Genomic DNA, 16,161 nt, shown 5'->3' with positions numbered 1-16,161 from the left:
GAAATGCCTATTTACGTTGTCGGTCACAAGATCCCCGATTCTGATTCAATCTGCGGTGCTATCGCGTTAGCCTATTTAAAAAACCAAATCGGTGAAGAAGCCATTGCCGCACGTTTAGGTGAATTGTCACCCGAAACCGCTTTTATTCTGGAACGTTTCGGCTTCGATGCACCGGAATACAAAACCAGCTACGCTGGCGAGCAAGTGTATATCGTTGACCATTCAGAACTGACTCAAGCACCGGATGATATCGCCCAAGCGACCATCGTCGGGATTGTCGATCACCACAAGCTTGGCGATCTGACCACAGATACCCCGTTAGAATGCTGGATCCGCCCAGTGGGGTGCAGCAACACAGTGATCAAGATGATGTTCGACTTTTACCAAGTCGCTATCCCTAAAAATATCGCTGGCATCATGATGTGCGCCATTCTGAGCGATACCGTGATTTTCAAATCACCGACTTGTACCACTGCCGATATTCGTTGCGTTGAAGCCTTAGCTGAAATCGCTGGCGTTGAAGATTTCAAAGAACTGGGCATGGAAATGTTCAAAGTGAAATCAGCCGTACAAGGCACGCCAGCACGCGACCTCGTTATGCGTGACTTTAAAGACTTCAACATGAACGGTAACTTAGTCGGTATCGGCCAGTTAGAAGTCATAGACCTGTCAGTATTTGACGATATCAAGGCCGAATTAGAAGCCGATATCAAAGCACTGAAAGTGGAAGGCAATCGCCACAGCGTATTGTTACTGCTGACTGACATCATGAAAGAAGGCTCAGAGCTGTTAATCGTGTCTGATGATAGCGACCTGACCCAACGCGCCTACGGAAAAGATACCGTCGATGGCAAAGTCTGGTTAGACGGTGTATTAAGCCGTAAGAAACAAGTCGTTCCACAGCTACAAGCGGCATTCGCATAGTCGTTTATCGTCGCGACGGTAGTACTAATATTAAGGCCGAACTGAGTTCGGCCTTTTTTATATTTCAGGTAAAAGCTAATAACCCCTGCGTTACACTTATTTCACCGCCGCTAACTAAAACTGGCATGAAACTTTGCTCATAAATCTATCCAGCCAGAGAAGTTGGCTAGTATGATGGGCTAATTGTCCCACTGATTCGATCACTTTCATCCATGCCAGAAGCGCTACAACATATCATCACCGAACTCACCCCTTGGCTGCAGCAATACGGCTATGTGCTGCTATTTATCGCGATTGCTGTCGAGGGTTTTGGCATTCCAGCGCCGGGGCAATCCTTATTGATTGTCGCCAGTTTATTAGCTGCTGCAGGGCAAATGTCACTGCCATTGGTGTTGATCGTCGCAGCTTGCGCTGCACTCTGCGGTAACAGCTTGGGATATTTTATCGGTTGGCGCTTTGGTGATGTGTTGCTTAAGAAGGGCTGGATAAAACCGCAATTGGAAGACAAAATCCATGGCGTTATTGGCCAATATGGCATTGCCGCTTTAGTGCTGAGTCGTTTTGTTGAGGGATTAAAACAATTTATGTTTATCGGCTGTGGCTTGGCTAAAATGCCGCTAAAGCAATTTGTAATAGGTAATGCCCTAGCCACCAGCATTTGGGTGGCACTTTTTGGGTTAGGCCCAGTGTTAATCCGCGATGAAATTGCTCCTATGCTGGCATTTTACCACCAGCACAAATACCCCACATGGGCCATTGTCAGCCTAATACTCGCCGCGCTAATCACCTACACTTGGCGCAGGTGGCAAACAAAAAATCCGCAGTAAGCGATTTAGGATCTATTCTTCCGATTCCTTTTGGATTATTTCTATCACCTTATGAGCATTAACAAAATGATCTAAGCGATGAGTTTGAATCCACCAAGTCGCCGCTTCCATAAGCAACTCTGGATTATCATTCTTGTTCGCAAAGAAGGCGTAAAATGAGACACCGACATTATCGCCTTTAGTCTCAATTTTTTTATGACAAACCGTGATGATTTTTGCTCTTAACTCAGCTCTCATATTGACTCACAAAGTATATTGGCCAGCTTATTATTTCCAATGACATACAACACTTGATGTATATGCCTATTGCTTTCTAAGCTCAGCCAATTTTGGTTTCAAGAAAATGCCCTGAGGGCTGTGCATAGCAAGTAACATCACTAGCTGAATTCGACATGCTTCTCAGCACTACCGATCACTTTATGCCTTCAGTCTCAACCTTAGGTTGAGGCTCTGCGCCGTCATTTGGCTTGGACTCTGGTTTTAATTCTAGTTCTGGCGCTTTGATTGGCGCGTGCGGTACCTCAGTAACGGCAGACTTATCTTGTTCCTGTGATACGTTTGGTTCCTGCAATGGTGCGTTGACCTCAGGCGTCGGTGAACCTTGTTCTTCAGGCAAAGGCTCGACAATCATCACCGGCTCTTGTGGCACAGGCGCTTCACCTTGTGTGGATGTTGCCGCTTCTGACTCTGGCGCTAAGGTGCCGAGATCTTGGTTGGCGGGACTTTCCACCGCATGTTTAGGTAATTGATTTCGATACAAATCAATCATACTCATCACTTCAGACAAGGCTTTGGCATGATCCGGCGTCAGAATACCATTGTGTCCTGAGACGATTTCATCCGACACCGCCAGCACCCACACGGCCTGCATATTGGCATCGGGACAGGTTTGCACGGTACGACGGGCCTGCAGACGAGCACGAATTTTCCAGCCAGAATGGGGCAAGGTCATCATACAGCCAGGGATTTGATCGTGCGCCATCAAAGCCGATGGCATCTTCATCGGCGTAGTGCAATTGCCACCTGAGCATTTGTCGATATCGTGGGTAATAGCCCAAGAGTTACCGACGGCGCGCTCGCCATCCTTGATGTAATTGAAGGCTTCTTTCACCGCAAAATCGCCCTTCGACTGCAATACCACCATACTCGGCTTTTGCCTATCTAAGCTCACCAAGGTATCGAGTGGCTGGTACTCCTTCGCGGGCACGGCAGGATTTAACAGTAAGAATAAATTGGGATTATCCTGCTGATGATCGATAGCAGCCTTGATGCGATCTTTACTGGCATGCAAAACAACCGCACCGCCAAGACTATGACCAATTACGGTATAACGCAGCAGTTTATGCTCTGTCACTAAGCCATCGAGCTTATCCAACAATTGGGATAAACCTAATTGACCTATGCGTTTAGCAACCCGTTTACGCTGTAAAATGGTAGGAAAATCTAAAGGTTCAATCCAGCTTTTCGCATCATCTGAGCCATCGAGCCAGAAGGGATCGTATTTATCGCCGCGCCAGCCAATATACAAACCCAATAAGTTGCGCTGCGTATCGGACGCCGCCATCTGCTGATAAAACTGCTCGAAGGCGATAAAGTTTTCATCTTTAGGCTCTGCACTGTGGTGCCAGCCGTGGACAAAAATCAATAGTTCAGGGATTTGAGCAGGCTCTGGCTGGGATATGCGCGCCTCTAGACCTTGCCATTGCCTTTCGTCATGGGGCTGGCCTTGATCGTTAAACTCAATCACATGGAAGTTTTGCTTCGCGATATCTGGGCCGGGAATGTGGTAAGCCTGATCTGGAATAAAAGGGAGTAAGACACAAAGCGACAACAACATTAAAAACAGTAACTTGTACTGGGTAAACTTTTTCAGGCTCATTTATAACAACATAATTAACGGCCAAGCTAGGCCAAAATAGACGTGCTGAAAGGGGCTAACAGCAAAAGTGCAGAAATTATACGCTAACCCCATTGACCCAGCTAGTGCCTAAATCGCTTTTCACCACAGCTTATGAGCTGATTTAACGCCAGGTATCAGGCAGCGTAACTTGGCTCCACAGCTCTTTACATAGCGGCTGACTATCGTGCCAATCGCCGCCATCAATCCATTTAACCAGTGCATCCCCAACCTGAGGATAGGCAATCGGATTAGGTGATGCGGTTTTCAGCCAGCGCTTCACGACGTTCACATCGAGACTCATCATGCTGTCTGCAGCCGCCAAAAGTTGCAGCGCTGCCACATTCGATAATTGCTCAAACTGGCCAATCAGTGGTTTCACTAACAACTTTTTACCTAAGGTTAATGCTTCGCTGGCAAGCTCAAAGCCCGCATTGCCTATCACACCGCCGCAGCTGGCAAGATGTTGCTTAAAGCCATCACGATTAAAGCCGTGCCACTTAATGTGTTCCGCAACTTGTCCCTTAGGCTGTTGGCTGTGGTACACCAAAAACTGATAGTCACTGAAATGCGACAGGAAACGAGCAATCACATCCGCATCCTCAAATGGCAAATACACTAAGATTTGATGCGTGTGTTCGAATGGGCTGGCATCCACTTCGACAAAAGGCGGCAAGATAGGAAAACCAAAGTGGTGCCAATGACAACCCAGCGCCACATCCACAGGGGCAAAGTTATTGAGCAGCATTTCATTAAACCAAGTGCTACCGAGTTTTGGCACAGGATGAGTCAACGCCGCCTGATGGCTAATGCCAATGGATGGCACGCCTTGGCGCCGCGCCGCCCAAGCCGATACTGGTTCAAAGTCGTTGAGCACGAGATCGTAGCAACTGAGATCTAAGGCTTTAATATCTTTAAATAACGACAATGACAGATTCTGCCGAACCGTTTGTGGCACATTCACACGCCCAGAGTGAGTCGCAAACGTCATGCCCGCTTGTACGCGATAATCGCCAAAACATTCCATATCGAAAAACTGATCAGGCTTACGCCCCGAAAATAAAAAGTCCACTTCAATATCTTGTTTCATCAGTGCTTTAGCCATGACGCGTGCACGACTTAAGTGGCCATTCCCTGTGCCTTGAACTCCGTAGAGTATTCGCATTACGTATCCTTAAACTGATGAGTGAAGGAGAATTCCAACTAATGAGATGAAATGATTAACGTGCGCTTACTTGAATTAAATCACCGGATGAACCAGTAATACCGCTCCGCTCCCCAATGAGGCTCCCGCCAAAATATCTAAGGGATAATGCACGCCGAGTGCGATACGTGAGCCCCCTATGCTAAAAGCCCATAAAAACGCGATAGGAGCCGCTGCGGGGTAAACTTGCGCCACACTCATTGCCATCACAAAGGCGGCGGCCGTATGACCCGACGGTAAACTGAAGCGATCAGATGGCTCAAAGCCACTCTCAAATCCCACAAGCGCATGGCAGGGTCGTGTACGGCGAATGCTATTTTTCAACAGTAAATACAGCGGTAACTCCACCAAAAAACTCGCTAACATCAAGTTGAATAAGGCCTGCCCTTGAGCGTGTGTCAACATCAAGCCCACTGACAAATATAAATACACATGCCCATCACCACTCGCCGATACCCGCTTTGCATGGGCATATAAACCATGGCGTTGGGTGAAACTCACGATATGGCAAAACATTCGCTTATCTAAGTCTGCAACGTAACTCAACATAAAACAGGCTCCTTGCTGGCATGCCAGCGAGTTTTACTGCGATGTTAATCTGTGCATTCTCTCGACGACGCTTAGAGTACTTGGTATCAAGCTACCGACTCACCAAGGCCCTACTCACGATTGAATTTGTTATTTACTGTTTGCTGGCTAATTTACGGTTTGCTAATGGTCAAGCCCGAATCGAATTAGCTAAAGCACTATTAGATAACTTGAGACTAAGAAAGACCTGTGACGGCTAAGTGACATCTGCTCGAAGGTTTTATGACAAGAAGCATGGCTGGGGCTTTGATCTAGAAGGATTCTAGGGACGTTATGCTGGAGCTAAGGGATTTTTTCAGGAATAGCGATAGGGCTGAGACAGGATATTGTGTTGCTCTAAATGTGAATCCCAAGAGCAACACAATCAAATAAACTTAGGCTGCGGCGGGAGTATTCGCCTTAGCGCGGTAAATTTTAGTCAAATGGTAAATATTAATACAAGCAACAAACGCATTCATGCCAGCCACAGGCCAAGCAGAAATAAACACCCCATAAACAACAAATAGGGTACATCCCACAAAATTCAACCATCGCAACCAAATGATATTCTTCATCATTAGAGAGATCGCCACCATTACAGAGGCAAAATAACCAATAATTTCAATCGTATTTACAGCTTCCATAGGCACCTCTCGAAGGCCCTCTACCGTCCATAAGCGTAACGGGGGGTCCATGCCCCTAAAGCAAATTAAGTTAAGTAAGTTAATTTAAACTTGGGATATAATACCAAAGCATGCAACAGAGTTGTAATAAAAAACCGTCATTTAATGACTAACATCAAGTTTTACCGCATAAGCTCTAAAGTACGACGAAACTTTACTACAGATGTGTTAACGGCCCAGTGGCAACAATACCGTGATTGATAACACTTTTCTTTTCAATAATCCCTTTTATACTGGCGTAAACTCGCTAAACTGTACGCAACGCGGATCAATAGGAGTGTAAATATGGAATACAACACCTCAGAATTATGTGACATGTACTTAGATGTCGTAGATGTAGTCGAGCCCATGTTCAGTAACTACGGTGGTTGTAGCTCTTTTGGCGGTTCTATTAGCACCATCAAGTGCTTTGAAGACAACGGCCTAATCACCGAAGTCCTACAAGAGGATGGTCAAGGTAAAGTCTTACTCGTTGATGGCGGTGGCTCATTACGCCGTGCGCTGATCGATGGTGCTATCGCTGAACTTGCGGTTAGCAACAACTGGGAAGGCATTATCGTTTACGGTTCTGTACGCGATGTGGATGCATTGGAAGAGTTAGACATTGGTATTCAAGCCCTTGCCTCAATTCCAGTGGGTGCTGATGGCAATTCAGTGGGCGAAGTGGAAATTCCGGTCAATTTTGGCGGTGTGACTTTCTTACCCGGCGATCACATTTATGCTGATAACACAGGTGTGATTTTATCACCTGAACCACTCGACATTGAGTAATCTCACTGTTCAGCCAAGAAAGCCAGCTAAGCTGGCTTTTTTATTCACTATTTTCAGCGTTTCCCCATTGAATCCTCGCGCCACACTGGCCACAATAGCTCGACTCCGGCCGAATAAGAATATCAATCTATGCCTGAATTTATTCCCTTTACCCATACAGATATTGCCTCATTAGTCAGCCCAAGAACCGGCGAAACTAAATTAGGCCAATGCGTCCATCTGGCTAATCACGAACATACGTTAGAGACCATACTCGCCACTGCCAAAGCCCACGGGGCAAGCTTCGCCATTTTCGGCGTCGGTGAAGATATCGGCCCACGCGCCAACTTAGGCCGCGGCGGCGCGACCGATGCGTTCACTACCAGTATGCGCCAATGGCTTAATCTGCAATCTAATCGCTTTCTTTGCGGTGCCGAATGCCTAGTGTTAGGCCAAGTGAACACCGCCGATCTGCAGCAACAAACCGCGAGCAATACAACAGATAATACCGACGTCACCTTAGATAAATTACGCGATGCGGTGGAGCAGTTAGATGAGCGCGTGATCCGCATCGTCAGTGCGATTTTAAAGGCGGGCTTAGAACCCATACTCATCGGTGGCGGCCACAACAATGCCTATGGTCTATTGATGGCAACCTACAGCCATTATCAGCGCCAAGTTGCGGCGGTGAATCTTGACCCTCATTCGGATTTTCGCCTACTCGAAGGCCGCCACAGCGGCAATGGTTTTAGCTATGCGGCCGATCGAGGTGCCTTAGGTTATTACCATGTATTGGGTTTACACGAGTTAAAAAACAGCGAAGTAAACTTAAGCCAACTTACTGAATTTGGCGGCACTTGGCATAGTTTTCAACAAATTTGGATTCGCCGCGAAATCCGCCTCAGCCAAGCCTTGCTTGAGATCGCCGCCAAACTGAATGACTCAGGTTTGCCCGTAGGGCTGGAGCTCGACGTCGACGCTATCGCTAAGATGCCCAGTAGCGCCTCAACGGCAGCGGGGGTGCCATTGCTAGATGCGGCGCATTATGTCAGTTATATCGCCCGCCACTGCCCTTGTACTTATTTGCATTTAGCCGAGGCTGCACCAAGTTGCCACGAAGCGGGGATTGAAGCCGGATTTAGGGATGTTGGCCAAAGCCTCAGCGAGCTTATCTACGCTTATGTGCAGGCTCGGATGCAGTTTTTGGCACAATGAGCGCCACCAGTTACCGCCAACTGGACGCTAAGCTATTCACCAAATCCTGATATTGTGGTCTAATGCCAGTCCATTTTACGTGGTCGACAAGCACTTAATCCTACGACTGTTAAGGAGTGCCTCAAGCTAAGGCATTGCAGTTAGTTTACTAGCTCGATCACAGAGTGATAGATCAAAGATTCAGCAAATGCAGGCGATGGCTTACACTCGCAACTAATACATTGCAAAACAATAGGAACACATTGATGTCTGAGGGCGAATCTAAAAGTACCCACTTTGGTTACAAAACCGTAGAGGCCGATAAAAAGGCCGAACTCGTTGCCGGCGTGTTTCATTCTGTTGCCGCTAAGTACGACATAATGAACGATGTGATGTCCTTCGGCATTCACCGTTTTTGGAAGCGTTACACCATTGAAATATCTGGCGCACGCCCTGGCATGAAAGTGCTCGATTTGGCTGGTGGCACCGGTGACTTAACCGCAAAATTCTCTCACTTAGTGGGCGATAAAGGTGAAGTGGTTTTAGCTGACATTAACGATTCCATGTTGAAAGTCGGTCGCACTAAGTTGCGCGACAAGGGCATAGTCAACAATGTCAGTTATGTGCAAGCCAACGCCGAAGCACTGCCGTTTCCCGATAACCACTTCGACATCATTACCATCGCTTTTGGTCTGCGTAACGTGACCGATAAGGATGCAGCGCTGCGTTCGATGAACCGCGTGCTTAAGCCAGGTGGCAAGTTATTAGTGCTTGAGTTTTCTAAGCCTCAGCATGAAATCATGCGCAAAGTGTATGATTTATATAGCTTCAAAGTCTTACCTAAGATGGGCGAACTCATCACTAAAGATGCCGACAGCTACGAGTATCTGGCTGAATCGATTCGTATGCATCCAGATCAAGACACATTAAAGCAAATGATGGTAGATGCAGGCTTTGAACAAGTCGACTACACCAACATGACCGACGGCATTGTCGCATTGCACCGCGGTTATAAATTCTAATGATGCCGCCAGAAGTTGTGCTGCTTGTCTGCGCCGCAATTGAAACGGGCCTGAAAAAACTTCAGGCTCAAGCGGGTGACGACTATTCGCGCCAGCGCCAGTTGCATGGCAAAGTGTTCCGCATCCAATTGTCGCAGCTCAGCTGGCCACTCTATTTGGTGTTTGCCAAAGAGATCCAAGTACTGAGCCGCTATGAAGGCGATGTCGATGTCAGTCTGCATGCCGATGCGACCACACTTTACCGTGTGTCCGAAGGCGCAAACCTGACTGAACTTATCAAGCAAGATAAGCTCAAGCTTGAGGGTGATCTCAATCTATTACAAAGCTTTAGCCAATATCTACGCGGTATCGAGTTTGACTTTGCCGAGCCAATTTCGCGTTATTTAGGCGATGGTCCCACTCACAAGCTCATCAGCACTGGCCATCAGGCAAAGGGTTTTGCACTCGAAGTGTTGCGTAAAACGCGCTCCCACTTAGGGCAACTCGCCGTTGAAGAGTATCGCCTCGCACCGCACCCAATTGAGTTACTTCATTTTCGCGATCAAATGGATGATTTAGTTGCCGATACCCGCGCGATTGAACAACGAATTGCCCAATTAAGAGACCAAATTAAGCCATGACCCTTGCCAGTATCCGCCGTGGTTACCATGTCATCAAGACCTTGCTTCAGTACGGGTTAGATGACGTATTGCCGCCAAAGATGACACCTTGGTACTTTAAACTCGCCCGTAATAGTCTGTTCTGGATCCGCAATAAGCATAAGAATAAGCCCGGTGGCGAACGCTTAAAATTGGCGATGCAGGAACTCGGCCCCGTTTATATCAAGCTTGGGCAAATGCTCTCGACCCGCCGCGATTTACTCAGCGATGAATGGGCCAGTGAATTAGCCATGCTGCAAGACAAGGTGCCGCCCTTTGATGGTGCGCTGGCCCGCCAAGCAATTGAAGCTGAGCTAAAAGCGCCGATTGAATCCCTATTCGATGACTTTAATGAAATCCCGCTGGCCTCAGCCTCTATTTCGCAGGTGCATACCGCGACCTTAAAATCTAACGGTAAAGACGTCGTGCTCAAGGTGCTACGGCCGAATGTAGAAACCAAGATTCAGGCCGATCTGCAGTTGATGTCGCAAACCGCCAAGTTGATTGAATACCTCCTCGGTGAAGGCAACCGCCTACGCCCTGCTGAAGTGATTGAAGATTACCGCGTGACCATTTTAGGTGAGTTAAACCTTAAGCTCGAAGCCTTAAACGCAGTCAAGCTACGCAACAACTTCCTCGACTCAGATGCGCTTTATGTGCCTTATGTGTATGAGGAATTTTGCTATCCGCGCTTAATGGTAATGGAACGAATTTACGGTATTTCGGTCTCGGATATTGCCGCCCTTAAAGCGCAAGGCACCAACTTTAAGTTATTGGCTGAGCGCGGAGTAGAGCTGTTTTTCACCCAAGTGTTCCGCGATAACTTTTTCCATGCCGACATGCATCCGGGCAATATCTTTATTTCCCGCGATCACCCAGAGAACCCTTATTACATAGGGCTCGATTGCGGCATCATGGGCACACTCAGCGAAGTCGATAAACGCTATCTCGCCGAAAATTTCCTCGCCTTCTTTAATCGCGATTATCACCGAATTGCCCAGCTCTACATTGAATCAGGCTGGGTGTCTGAAAAAACCGATCTACAAGCCTTTGAACAGGCGATTAAAGTGGTGTGTGAACCTATGTTCAACAAGCCGCTCGATGAGATCTCCTTTGGCCATGTGTTGCTGGAACTATTCCGCACCGCACGCCACTTCGATATCGTGGTACAGCCGCAATTAGTATTGCTAGAAAAAACCTTACTCTATATCGAAGGCTTAGGTCGTCAGCTGTATCCGCAGTTGGATTTATGGCAAACCGCTAAACCGTTTTTAGAGCAGTGGATGGCCGACCAAGTGGGTCCTAAGGCTATGTTTAAAAAGGTATCCACAAAACTGCCATATTGGGCTGATAAACTACCAGAATTCCCTGAACTGATTTACGATAACCTTAAATTAGGCAGGAAATTGCTGAGTTCTCAGCAACAAATGCTAGATAAGTATTTGAAATACCAGCAGCAGGCACACAAGAGTAACTACTTGCTTATCACTTCTGCAGTTTTATTGATCTGTGGCACGTTATTGATCAATAAAGACGCTACACTATGGACCCCTTATGTTTGTCTAATTTCAGGCATTATATTGTGGTTTGTCGGATGGCGATCTAGGCCAAAGAATCGCAAATTTTAGCTAGCACTAATTAATCATAGGTTCATAATAGAACCGATATCAATTAAGAGGATACCTTCATGGGTGGTATTAGTATTTGGCAACTTCTTATCGTTGCGTTAATCGTTGTTTTGTTGTTTGGAACTAAGAAATTACGCTCTTTGGGCGGCGATTTAGGTGGTGCGGTGAAAGGCTTCAAAAACGCCATGTCTTCAGAAGAAGATAAAAAGGCATTAGAAGACACCGAAGCGGCTAAAACAGCACAAACGACTCAACAGGCGACTGAAAAGAAACCTGAGTCTAACAAAGAACAGGCGTAACTCTTTATGTTTGACGGTATCGGCTTTATGGAGCTGCTGCTGATCGGTGTTTTGGGGCTAGTGGTTCTTGGCCCCGAACGTCTACCGGTTGCGGTACGTTCGGTAACGAGTTGGATCCGTGCGATGAAACGCATGGCAAACTCGGTAAAAGAAGAACTTGAGCAGGAGTTGAAGATCGAGCAGTTGCATGCCGATCTAAAAAAAGCTGAGAGCAAAGGTTTATCTAACCTCTCGCCGGAACTCAAAGAGTCTATTGAACAACTGAAGCAAGCGGCACAGTCAGTGAACCGTCCTTATCAAGTTCAGGACCCGGTCAAAGACACGCCTGCGTCAGAGAATCAAATACATTCTCCAGTTGCGGGCACAGTTCAAACTAGTTCAGCTCAAGCGAGCCCAGCTAATCCGACTGCCACAGTAGAGGCGAGTCCAACATCGGCATCTACCACTACGCCAAATGAGCCAACTCAGGGCGCGGATACCCGTTCTAACCCGAAAGCCAACGGATAATTCATGTCGCAACAGCAGCCACTTATCAGCCATTTGCTTGAACTTAGGTCCAAGCTGCTAAAATCCATTGCCAGCGTGTTATTAGTGTTCATTTGCAGCGTGTACTGGGCAAATGACATTTACCATTACATGGCAATACCTTTAATGCAGTCTTTACCTCTTGGTGGCAGCATGATTGCGACCGATGTCGCTGCACCTTTCTTCGCGCCTTTTAAACTGACCCTAGTACTATCGTTTTTTGTAGCAGTCCCTTATGTGTTGTTCCAAATCTGGTCCTTTGTCGCACCGGGTTTATACAAGCATGAAAAACGTTTAGTGATGCCACTGCTATTTAGCAGTACCTTATTGTTTTATCTCGGTATCGCCTTCGCTTATTACATAGTATTCCCCGTCGTTTTTGGCTTCTTTGCTAACAATGCCCCAGAGGGCGTTCAAGTTGCGACCGACATTACCAGTTACCTTAACTTCATTCTGAAGCTGTTCTTTGCCTTTGGTCTATCCTTTGAAATCCCTATAGCCGTTGTTTTACTTTGCTGGGCGGGTGTGACAACACCTGAAGAACTTAAGCAAAAACGTCCTTATATCGTCGTAGGCGCCTTCGTTGTGGGCATGCTGTTAACCCCACCCGATGTAATTTCCCAGACTATGCTTGCCGTACCAATGCTGTTATTGTTCGAAGGCGGTTTATTAGCGGCTCGTTTCTACAGCAAGCAAGGTGACGACGAGTCAGACGAAGATAGCGAACAAACAAACGACTAACGTCCTCGATGGCGTTAGGGGAATAATATAATAAGGAACATTCTCATGCGCTTAACTCTTATGGCAGCAGCAATTATGCTGGTATCAGTCCAAGCAAATGCCAGCATTGAACAACAGTTAACCCAATGTGCAGCAACAGCCGATAAACTCGACCGCTTGATTTGCTATGACAAGCTAGCAGAAAGCGTCAAAGGCGTAACACCAGCTTTGGCGAGCACTCAAGTTGCGCCTGCGACTGTAGCAACCGTTGCAGCCCCGACTGCTGTAGCAGTAGCGGCCACCGCGCCCCAAGCACCAGCCGCTAATATTGTCGATGACTTTGGGATGGAAGCTAAGCGCGTTCAAGAAAATACGGTCGATAAGATTTATCTTGAAGTACAGTCTATTACTGAAGATCCCTACGGTGCTATCAAAGTAACATTCACTAATGGTCAGGTATGGAAACAAACCGACGGCCGTAAGTTCAACTTAAAGCAAGGCGAAAAAGTCTACATTGAAAAAGCAGCCCTAGGCTCTTTCTTAATGGGCACTGATGAGCGCAATGCCAAGGCACGGGTAAAACGCCTAAACTAATGCCCTCATACATAGATATCGCTGTCAATTTACTTGGCAGCGCACTCGAGCCAGACACAGCATCGATAATACAAGCGGCGGCGGACCAAGGGGTTTCGCCGTTAATTGTTATTGGCAGCGATTTAACTGAAAGTGCAGCTGCCATCGTGATTTGCCAACAATATCCCAATCAACTTTATTGCACTGCTGGCGTACACCCTCACCATGCCAGTGGCTGGCAAGCTGACTCAAGCAAGCAACAAGCCGAACTCTGCCAAGCACCGCAAGTGGTTGCCGTTGGCGAATGCGGCTTAGACTACAATCGTGATTTCTCTCCTCGTCCCATCCAGCGCCAAGCATTTATTGCCCAACTCGCCTTAGCCGTTGAACTACAAATGCCCGTGCTGATGCACGAACGCGATGCCCACCAAGACTTTATTGCTATCCTGCGGGAATATCGCCCACAGCTTAGTGGCGCGCTTTTACATTGCTTCACTGGCACTCACGCCCAAATGGAAGCCTATATCGACCTCGATTTGCATTTAGGCATTACAGGCTGGGTTTGCGATGAAAGACGTGGCCAAGAGTTAGCGCAACTCGTGCCATTTATTCCGCAGAACCGCATTTTAATCGAAACCGATAGCCCGTACTTATTGCCTCGCAGCATGCGGCCTAAGCCTAAATCGAGTAAGAACAAGCCCGAATATCTCCCCTATATCGCGAGTTATATTGCAAACTTGCGCGGTGAAAATGCTGATGAGTTTGCAGTGCGTTGCTACCAGAATAGCGTAGCTTTTTTTAATTTGGACCAAGTCCATGCTTAAACGAAACTCGTCACTCATACTCTTGCTGTGGCTATGGATGTGTTCAACACCTTCATTCGCAACCCTATTAAGCATTGATGAATCAACGGCGACACCGTTAAACCTTACGCCTTGGTTGATGGTGAGCCACCCCACTTCGGCGAAGGAATTTACCGATATCCAAGCCTTGCCAAAAACGGATTGGCATAACTTCACCAATAAAGACATTCAAAAACTCAGCGGCCATGATTTTTGGCTGAGTTTCAGCTTAACCAGCCCAGACGATGCACTTTCACGTATTTTAGCGTTAGATAACCCCTTGTTAGACAAAGTGACTATCTACCATTTAGTCAATAATAAGCTCGCTAATACTGTGCTTATGGGCGACACCTTTCCCTATAACGAACGGCCATTTTTGAGCAATATCTTCCTGTATCCTTTTAAGCTCAACATGGATGATACCCATACTTTTTATTTGCATATTCAGACCGAAGGCAGCGCTGCAATACCGTTAAATCTCTGGTCATCTAACGACTTAGCCCAGATTGCCGAATCCACCGCCGTCGAACATGGTTTCCAACTCGGCGTACTGGCCGCGATTGGTATCTTTAGCCTCTTTATTGCTATTGCATCGGGCTCATTCAGTTACAGCTATTATTCCGGCTACGTGCTGAGCATGACCTTGCTCGTCGCTACCATCAACGGTTTTGCCTTTCGATTCCTCTGGCCAAATTGGCCAATATTACAGCAAGTTATGGTGCCGTTTTTACTGCCAATCGTTATGGCGTTTGCGCTGATGTTTACTGAAAAAATATTACAGCTCAAATATTTAAACCGCCGCATGCTGCTGACTTGTCGCTATAGCGCTGTGTATATCCTATGTATTGGACTCGCCACGCCTTTTATCCAATATGGAACGGCGCTCTATATCGAGATCATTTCCGTTGCAGTGCTCAGCCTGGTACTGATGGTCTTTGCTATTACTCAGGCCATCAATGGCCATAAACTGGCACGTATGTACACTATTGGCTGGGTGAGTATGCTTACAGGCGCTTGCATCAGTAGCTTGTTGTATCTCAGCGTGATTGACCTCAATTTAAAACCGCAAACGCCTGTCATGCTCGGCCTGACATTTGAAATCATCTTTATGTCTTTGGTGCTAGCCATCCGCTATAACGATGAACGCAAAGCTAAGCTACGTATTCAGCAAGAGGCCTTGAAGCAAGCACAGAAAATTCGCAGTGCGCGGGAAGAAGCCCTAAAAGCGGAAGCCGAGAGCAATGAGAAACTCGAGCAAATGGTGCAAGAGCGCACCTTAGAACTTGAAATCACTCTCAGAGAATTACATGAGGTAAACCAAAAGCTCACCGAACAAAGCACTATCGATAGTTTAACTGGGGTCAAAAACCGCAGTGCTTTCGATAAACGTTTGATTGCAGAAAGCAGGATCAGTCGCAGGCAAGAAACACCAATAGCCCTGTTGATGCTCGATATCGATCGCTTCAAGTTGATCAACGACAGATTTGGCCATCTTGCAGGTGATGAAGCTTTACGCACTATTGCCCAAACATTACAGCAACATTTAAAGCGGCCAACGGATCTCGTATCACGTTATGGAGGCGAGGAGTTTGCTATCATCCTGCCTAATACAGCAGAAGATGGTGCACTCCAAGTCGCTGAAACGATAAGAGACGCAGTTGCCTCTATCAATTTCGAATGGGAAGGTGTAGCGATACCTTTGACTATCAGTATCGGAGTCAGTGCCGATATCGTCACTAACGATCAGCACAGCACCAAATTATTAGAACAAGCGGATAAAGCCCTCTACCAAGCGAAAAATGGTGGACGTAATCAAGTCAGCTTATTTTCATCAGTTCAAGCAGGACCAGTACCTAATTAGGAGTCAA

18 protein-coding genes are annotated in these 16,161 nt (G+C 47.0%); 13 read left to right on the top strand and 5 right to left on the bottom strand.

From position 1 onward, the window contains the following. The first annotated feature begins 3 nt into the window (after positions 1–3). On the top strand, positions 4–924 hold the full coding sequence (locus OX890_RS04445; protein WP_006087103.1) for a manganese-dependent inorganic pyrophosphatase: 921 nt from the start codon (positions 4–6) through the stop codon (positions 922–924). A gap of 212 nt (positions 925–1,136) precedes the next feature. Continuing rightward, entirely contained in the window at positions 1,137–1,751 is a 615-nt protein-coding gene (locus OX890_RS04440; protein WP_107946403.1) for a DedA family protein, read from the top strand. Between the two features lie 12 nt (positions 1,752–1,763). Here the strand turns inward: OX890_RS04440 and OX890_RS04435 are convergent, their stop codons facing one another. The 5 genes from OX890_RS04435 to OX890_RS04415 all read right to left on the bottom strand — a co-directional run bounded on the left by OX890_RS04435 (position 1,764) and on the right by OX890_RS04415 (position 6,063). Continuing rightward, positions 1,764–1,988 carry a DUF6500 family protein gene (locus OX890_RS04435; RefSeq protein WP_063884284.1) on the bottom strand — a complete coding sequence of 75 codons (225 nt, stop codon included), beginning with the start codon at positions 1,986–1,988 and terminating at the stop codon, positions 1,764–1,766. A 175-nt stretch (positions 1,989–2,163) separates the two neighbouring features. After that, the gene (locus OX890_RS04430; RefSeq protein ID WP_126491040.1) at positions 2,164–3,630 is read right to left on the bottom strand and encodes a thioesterase; all 1,467 of its coding nucleotides are present in this window, start codon (positions 3,628–3,630) and stop codon (positions 2,164–2,166) included. 142 nt (positions 3,631–3,772) lie between these two features. Then, a complete protein-coding gene (locus OX890_RS04425; RefSeq protein ID WP_006083321.1) occupies positions 3,773–4,813 on the bottom strand; it encodes an MJ1255/VC2487 family glycosyltransferase in 1,041 nt (346 codons plus the stop codon). Positions 4,814–4,888: 75 nt separating this feature from the next. Then, on the bottom strand, positions 4,889–5,401 hold the full coding sequence (locus OX890_RS04420; protein ID WP_107946400.1) for a phosphatase PAP2 family protein: 513 nt from the start codon (positions 5,399–5,401) through the stop codon (positions 4,889–4,891). A 413-nt stretch (positions 5,402–5,814) separates the two neighbouring features. Further along, positions 5,815–6,063 (bottom strand): YgjV family protein, encoded by a 249-nt coding sequence (locus OX890_RS04415; protein WP_006083323.1) that lies wholly within the window; start codon positions 6,061–6,063, stop codon positions 5,815–5,817. A gap of 324 nt (positions 6,064–6,387) precedes the next feature. On the opposite strand from OX890_RS04415, the gene rraA reads away from it, so the two are divergent. From rraA to OX890_RS04360, 11 genes are all read left to right on the top strand, one after another. Then, the gene (gene rraA / locus OX890_RS04410; protein WP_006083324.1) at positions 6,388–6,873 is read left to right on the top strand and encodes a ribonuclease E activity regulator RraA; all 486 of its coding nucleotides are present in this window, start codon (positions 6,388–6,390) and stop codon (positions 6,871–6,873) included. Between the two features lie 129 nt (positions 6,874–7,002). Continuing rightward, positions 7,003–8,067, top strand: coding sequence for a formimidoylglutamase (locus tag OX890_RS04405; protein ID WP_126491039.1), 1,065 nt, complete (start codon positions 7,003–7,005; stop codon positions 8,065–8,067). 245 nt (positions 8,068–8,312) lie between these two features. Then, positions 8,313–9,068, top strand: a complete 756-nt coding sequence (gene ubiE / locus OX890_RS04400; RefSeq protein ID WP_126491038.1) for a bifunctional demethylmenaquinone methyltransferase/2-methoxy-6-polyprenyl-1,4-benzoquinol methylase UbiE — start codon at positions 8,313–8,315, stop codon at positions 9,066–9,068. After that, positions 9,068–9,688, top strand: coding sequence for a ubiquinone biosynthesis accessory factor UbiJ (locus OX890_RS04395; RefSeq protein WP_126491037.1), 621 nt, complete (start codon positions 9,068–9,070; stop codon positions 9,686–9,688). Before ubiE ends, OX890_RS04395 begins: the two co-directional genes overlap by 1 nt. After that, complete coding sequence (gene ubiB / locus OX890_RS04390; RefSeq protein ID WP_107946399.1) at positions 9,685–11,334, top strand: ubiquinone biosynthesis regulatory protein kinase UbiB; 1,650 nt, start codon at positions 9,685–9,687, stop codon at positions 11,332–11,334. The genes OX890_RS04395 and ubiB overlap by 4 nt, the downstream gene beginning before the upstream one ends. 59 nt (positions 11,335–11,393) lie before the next feature. Continuing rightward, positions 11,394–11,633: a Sec-independent protein translocase subunit TatA gene (tatA, locus tag OX890_RS04385; protein WP_006083329.1), complete on the top strand. Its 240-nt coding sequence runs from the start codon at positions 11,394–11,396 to the stop codon at positions 11,631–11,633. 6 nt (positions 11,634–11,639) lie between these two features. Then, positions 11,640–12,140, top strand: a complete 501-nt coding sequence (gene tatB, locus OX890_RS04380; RefSeq protein WP_268650148.1) for a Sec-independent protein translocase protein TatB — start codon at positions 11,640–11,642, stop codon at positions 12,138–12,140. Positions 12,141–12,143: 3 nt separating this feature from the next. Continuing rightward, positions 12,144–12,899, top strand: a complete 756-nt coding sequence (gene tatC, locus OX890_RS04375) for a twin-arginine translocase subunit TatC (RefSeq protein WP_006083331.1) — start codon at positions 12,144–12,146, stop codon at positions 12,897–12,899. A gap of 45 nt (positions 12,900–12,944) precedes the next feature. Next, positions 12,945–13,472, top strand: coding sequence for a hypothetical protein (locus OX890_RS04370; protein ID WP_259590218.1), 528 nt, complete (start codon positions 12,945–12,947; stop codon positions 13,470–13,472). Beyond that, a complete protein-coding gene (locus OX890_RS04365) occupies positions 13,472–14,275 on the top strand; it encodes a TatD family hydrolase (RefSeq protein WP_268650147.1) in 804 nt (267 codons plus the stop codon). The genes OX890_RS04370 and OX890_RS04365 overlap by 1 nt, the downstream gene beginning before the upstream one ends. Beyond that, complete coding sequence (locus OX890_RS04360; RefSeq protein ID WP_268650146.1) at positions 14,268–16,154, top strand: sensor domain-containing diguanylate cyclase; 1,887 nt, start codon at positions 14,268–14,270, stop codon at positions 16,152–16,154. Before OX890_RS04365 ends, OX890_RS04360 begins: the two co-directional genes overlap by 8 nt. Positions 16,155–16,161: the final 7 nt, after the last annotated feature.

The organism is Shewanella sp. DAU305 (assembly GCF_026802235.1).
GTDB classification, from domain to species: domain Bacteria; phylum Pseudomonadota; class Gammaproteobacteria; order Enterobacterales; family Shewanellaceae; genus Shewanella; species Shewanella baltica.
This window is presented reverse-complemented; position numbering and strand designations above follow the sequence as displayed.

Bases quoted from the DNA above. Each gene is read 5' to 3' on its own strand.
- OX890_RS04445 (WP_006087103.1), top strand. From the start codon at position 4: ATGCCTATTTACGTTGTCGGTCACAAGATCCCCGATTCTGATTCAATC.
- OX890_RS04440 (WP_107946403.1), top strand. From the start codon at position 1,137: ATGCCAGAAGCGCTACAACATATCATCACCGAACTCACCCCTTGGCTG.
- OX890_RS04435 (WP_063884284.1), bottom strand. From the start codon at position 1,988: ATGAGAGCTGAGTTAAGAGCAAAAATCATCACGGTTTGTCATAAAAAA.
- OX890_RS04430 (WP_126491040.1), bottom strand. From the start codon at position 3,630: ATGAGCCTGAAAAAGTTTACCCAGTACAAGTTACTGTTTTTAATGTTG.
- OX890_RS04425 (WP_006083321.1), bottom strand. From the start codon at position 4,813: ATGCGAATACTCTACGGAGTTCAAGGCACAGGGAATGGCCACTTAAGT.
- OX890_RS04420 (WP_107946400.1), bottom strand. From the start codon at position 5,401: ATGTTGAGTTACGTTGCAGACTTAGATAAGCGAATGTTTTGCCATATC.
- OX890_RS04415 (WP_006083323.1), bottom strand. From the start codon at position 6,063: ATGGAAGCTGTAAATACGATTGAAATTATTGGTTATTTTGCCTCTGTA.
- rraA (WP_006083324.1), top strand. From the start codon at position 6,388: ATGGAATACAACACCTCAGAATTATGTGACATGTACTTAGATGTCGTA.
- OX890_RS04405 (WP_126491039.1), top strand. From the start codon at position 7,003: ATGCCTGAATTTATTCCCTTTACCCATACAGATATTGCCTCATTAGTC.
- ubiE (WP_126491038.1), top strand. From the start codon at position 8,313: ATGTCTGAGGGCGAATCTAAAAGTACCCACTTTGGTTACAAAACCGTA.
- OX890_RS04395 (WP_126491037.1), top strand. From the start codon at position 9,068: ATGATGCCGCCAGAAGTTGTGCTGCTTGTCTGCGCCGCAATTGAAACG.
- ubiB (WP_107946399.1), top strand. From the start codon at position 9,685: ATGACCCTTGCCAGTATCCGCCGTGGTTACCATGTCATCAAGACCTTG.
- tatA (WP_006083329.1), top strand. From the start codon at position 11,394: ATGGGTGGTATTAGTATTTGGCAACTTCTTATCGTTGCGTTAATCGTT.
- tatB (WP_268650148.1), top strand. From the start codon at position 11,640: ATGTTTGACGGTATCGGCTTTATGGAGCTGCTGCTGATCGGTGTTTTG.
- tatC (WP_006083331.1), top strand. From the start codon at position 12,144: ATGTCGCAACAGCAGCCACTTATCAGCCATTTGCTTGAACTTAGGTCC.
- OX890_RS04370 (WP_259590218.1), top strand. From the start codon at position 12,945: ATGCGCTTAACTCTTATGGCAGCAGCAATTATGCTGGTATCAGTCCAA.
- OX890_RS04365 (WP_268650147.1), top strand. From the start codon at position 13,472: ATGCCCTCATACATAGATATCGCTGTCAATTTACTTGGCAGCGCACTC.
- OX890_RS04360 (WP_268650146.1), top strand. From the start codon at position 14,268: ATGCTTAAACGAAACTCGTCACTCATACTCTTGCTGTGGCTATGGATG.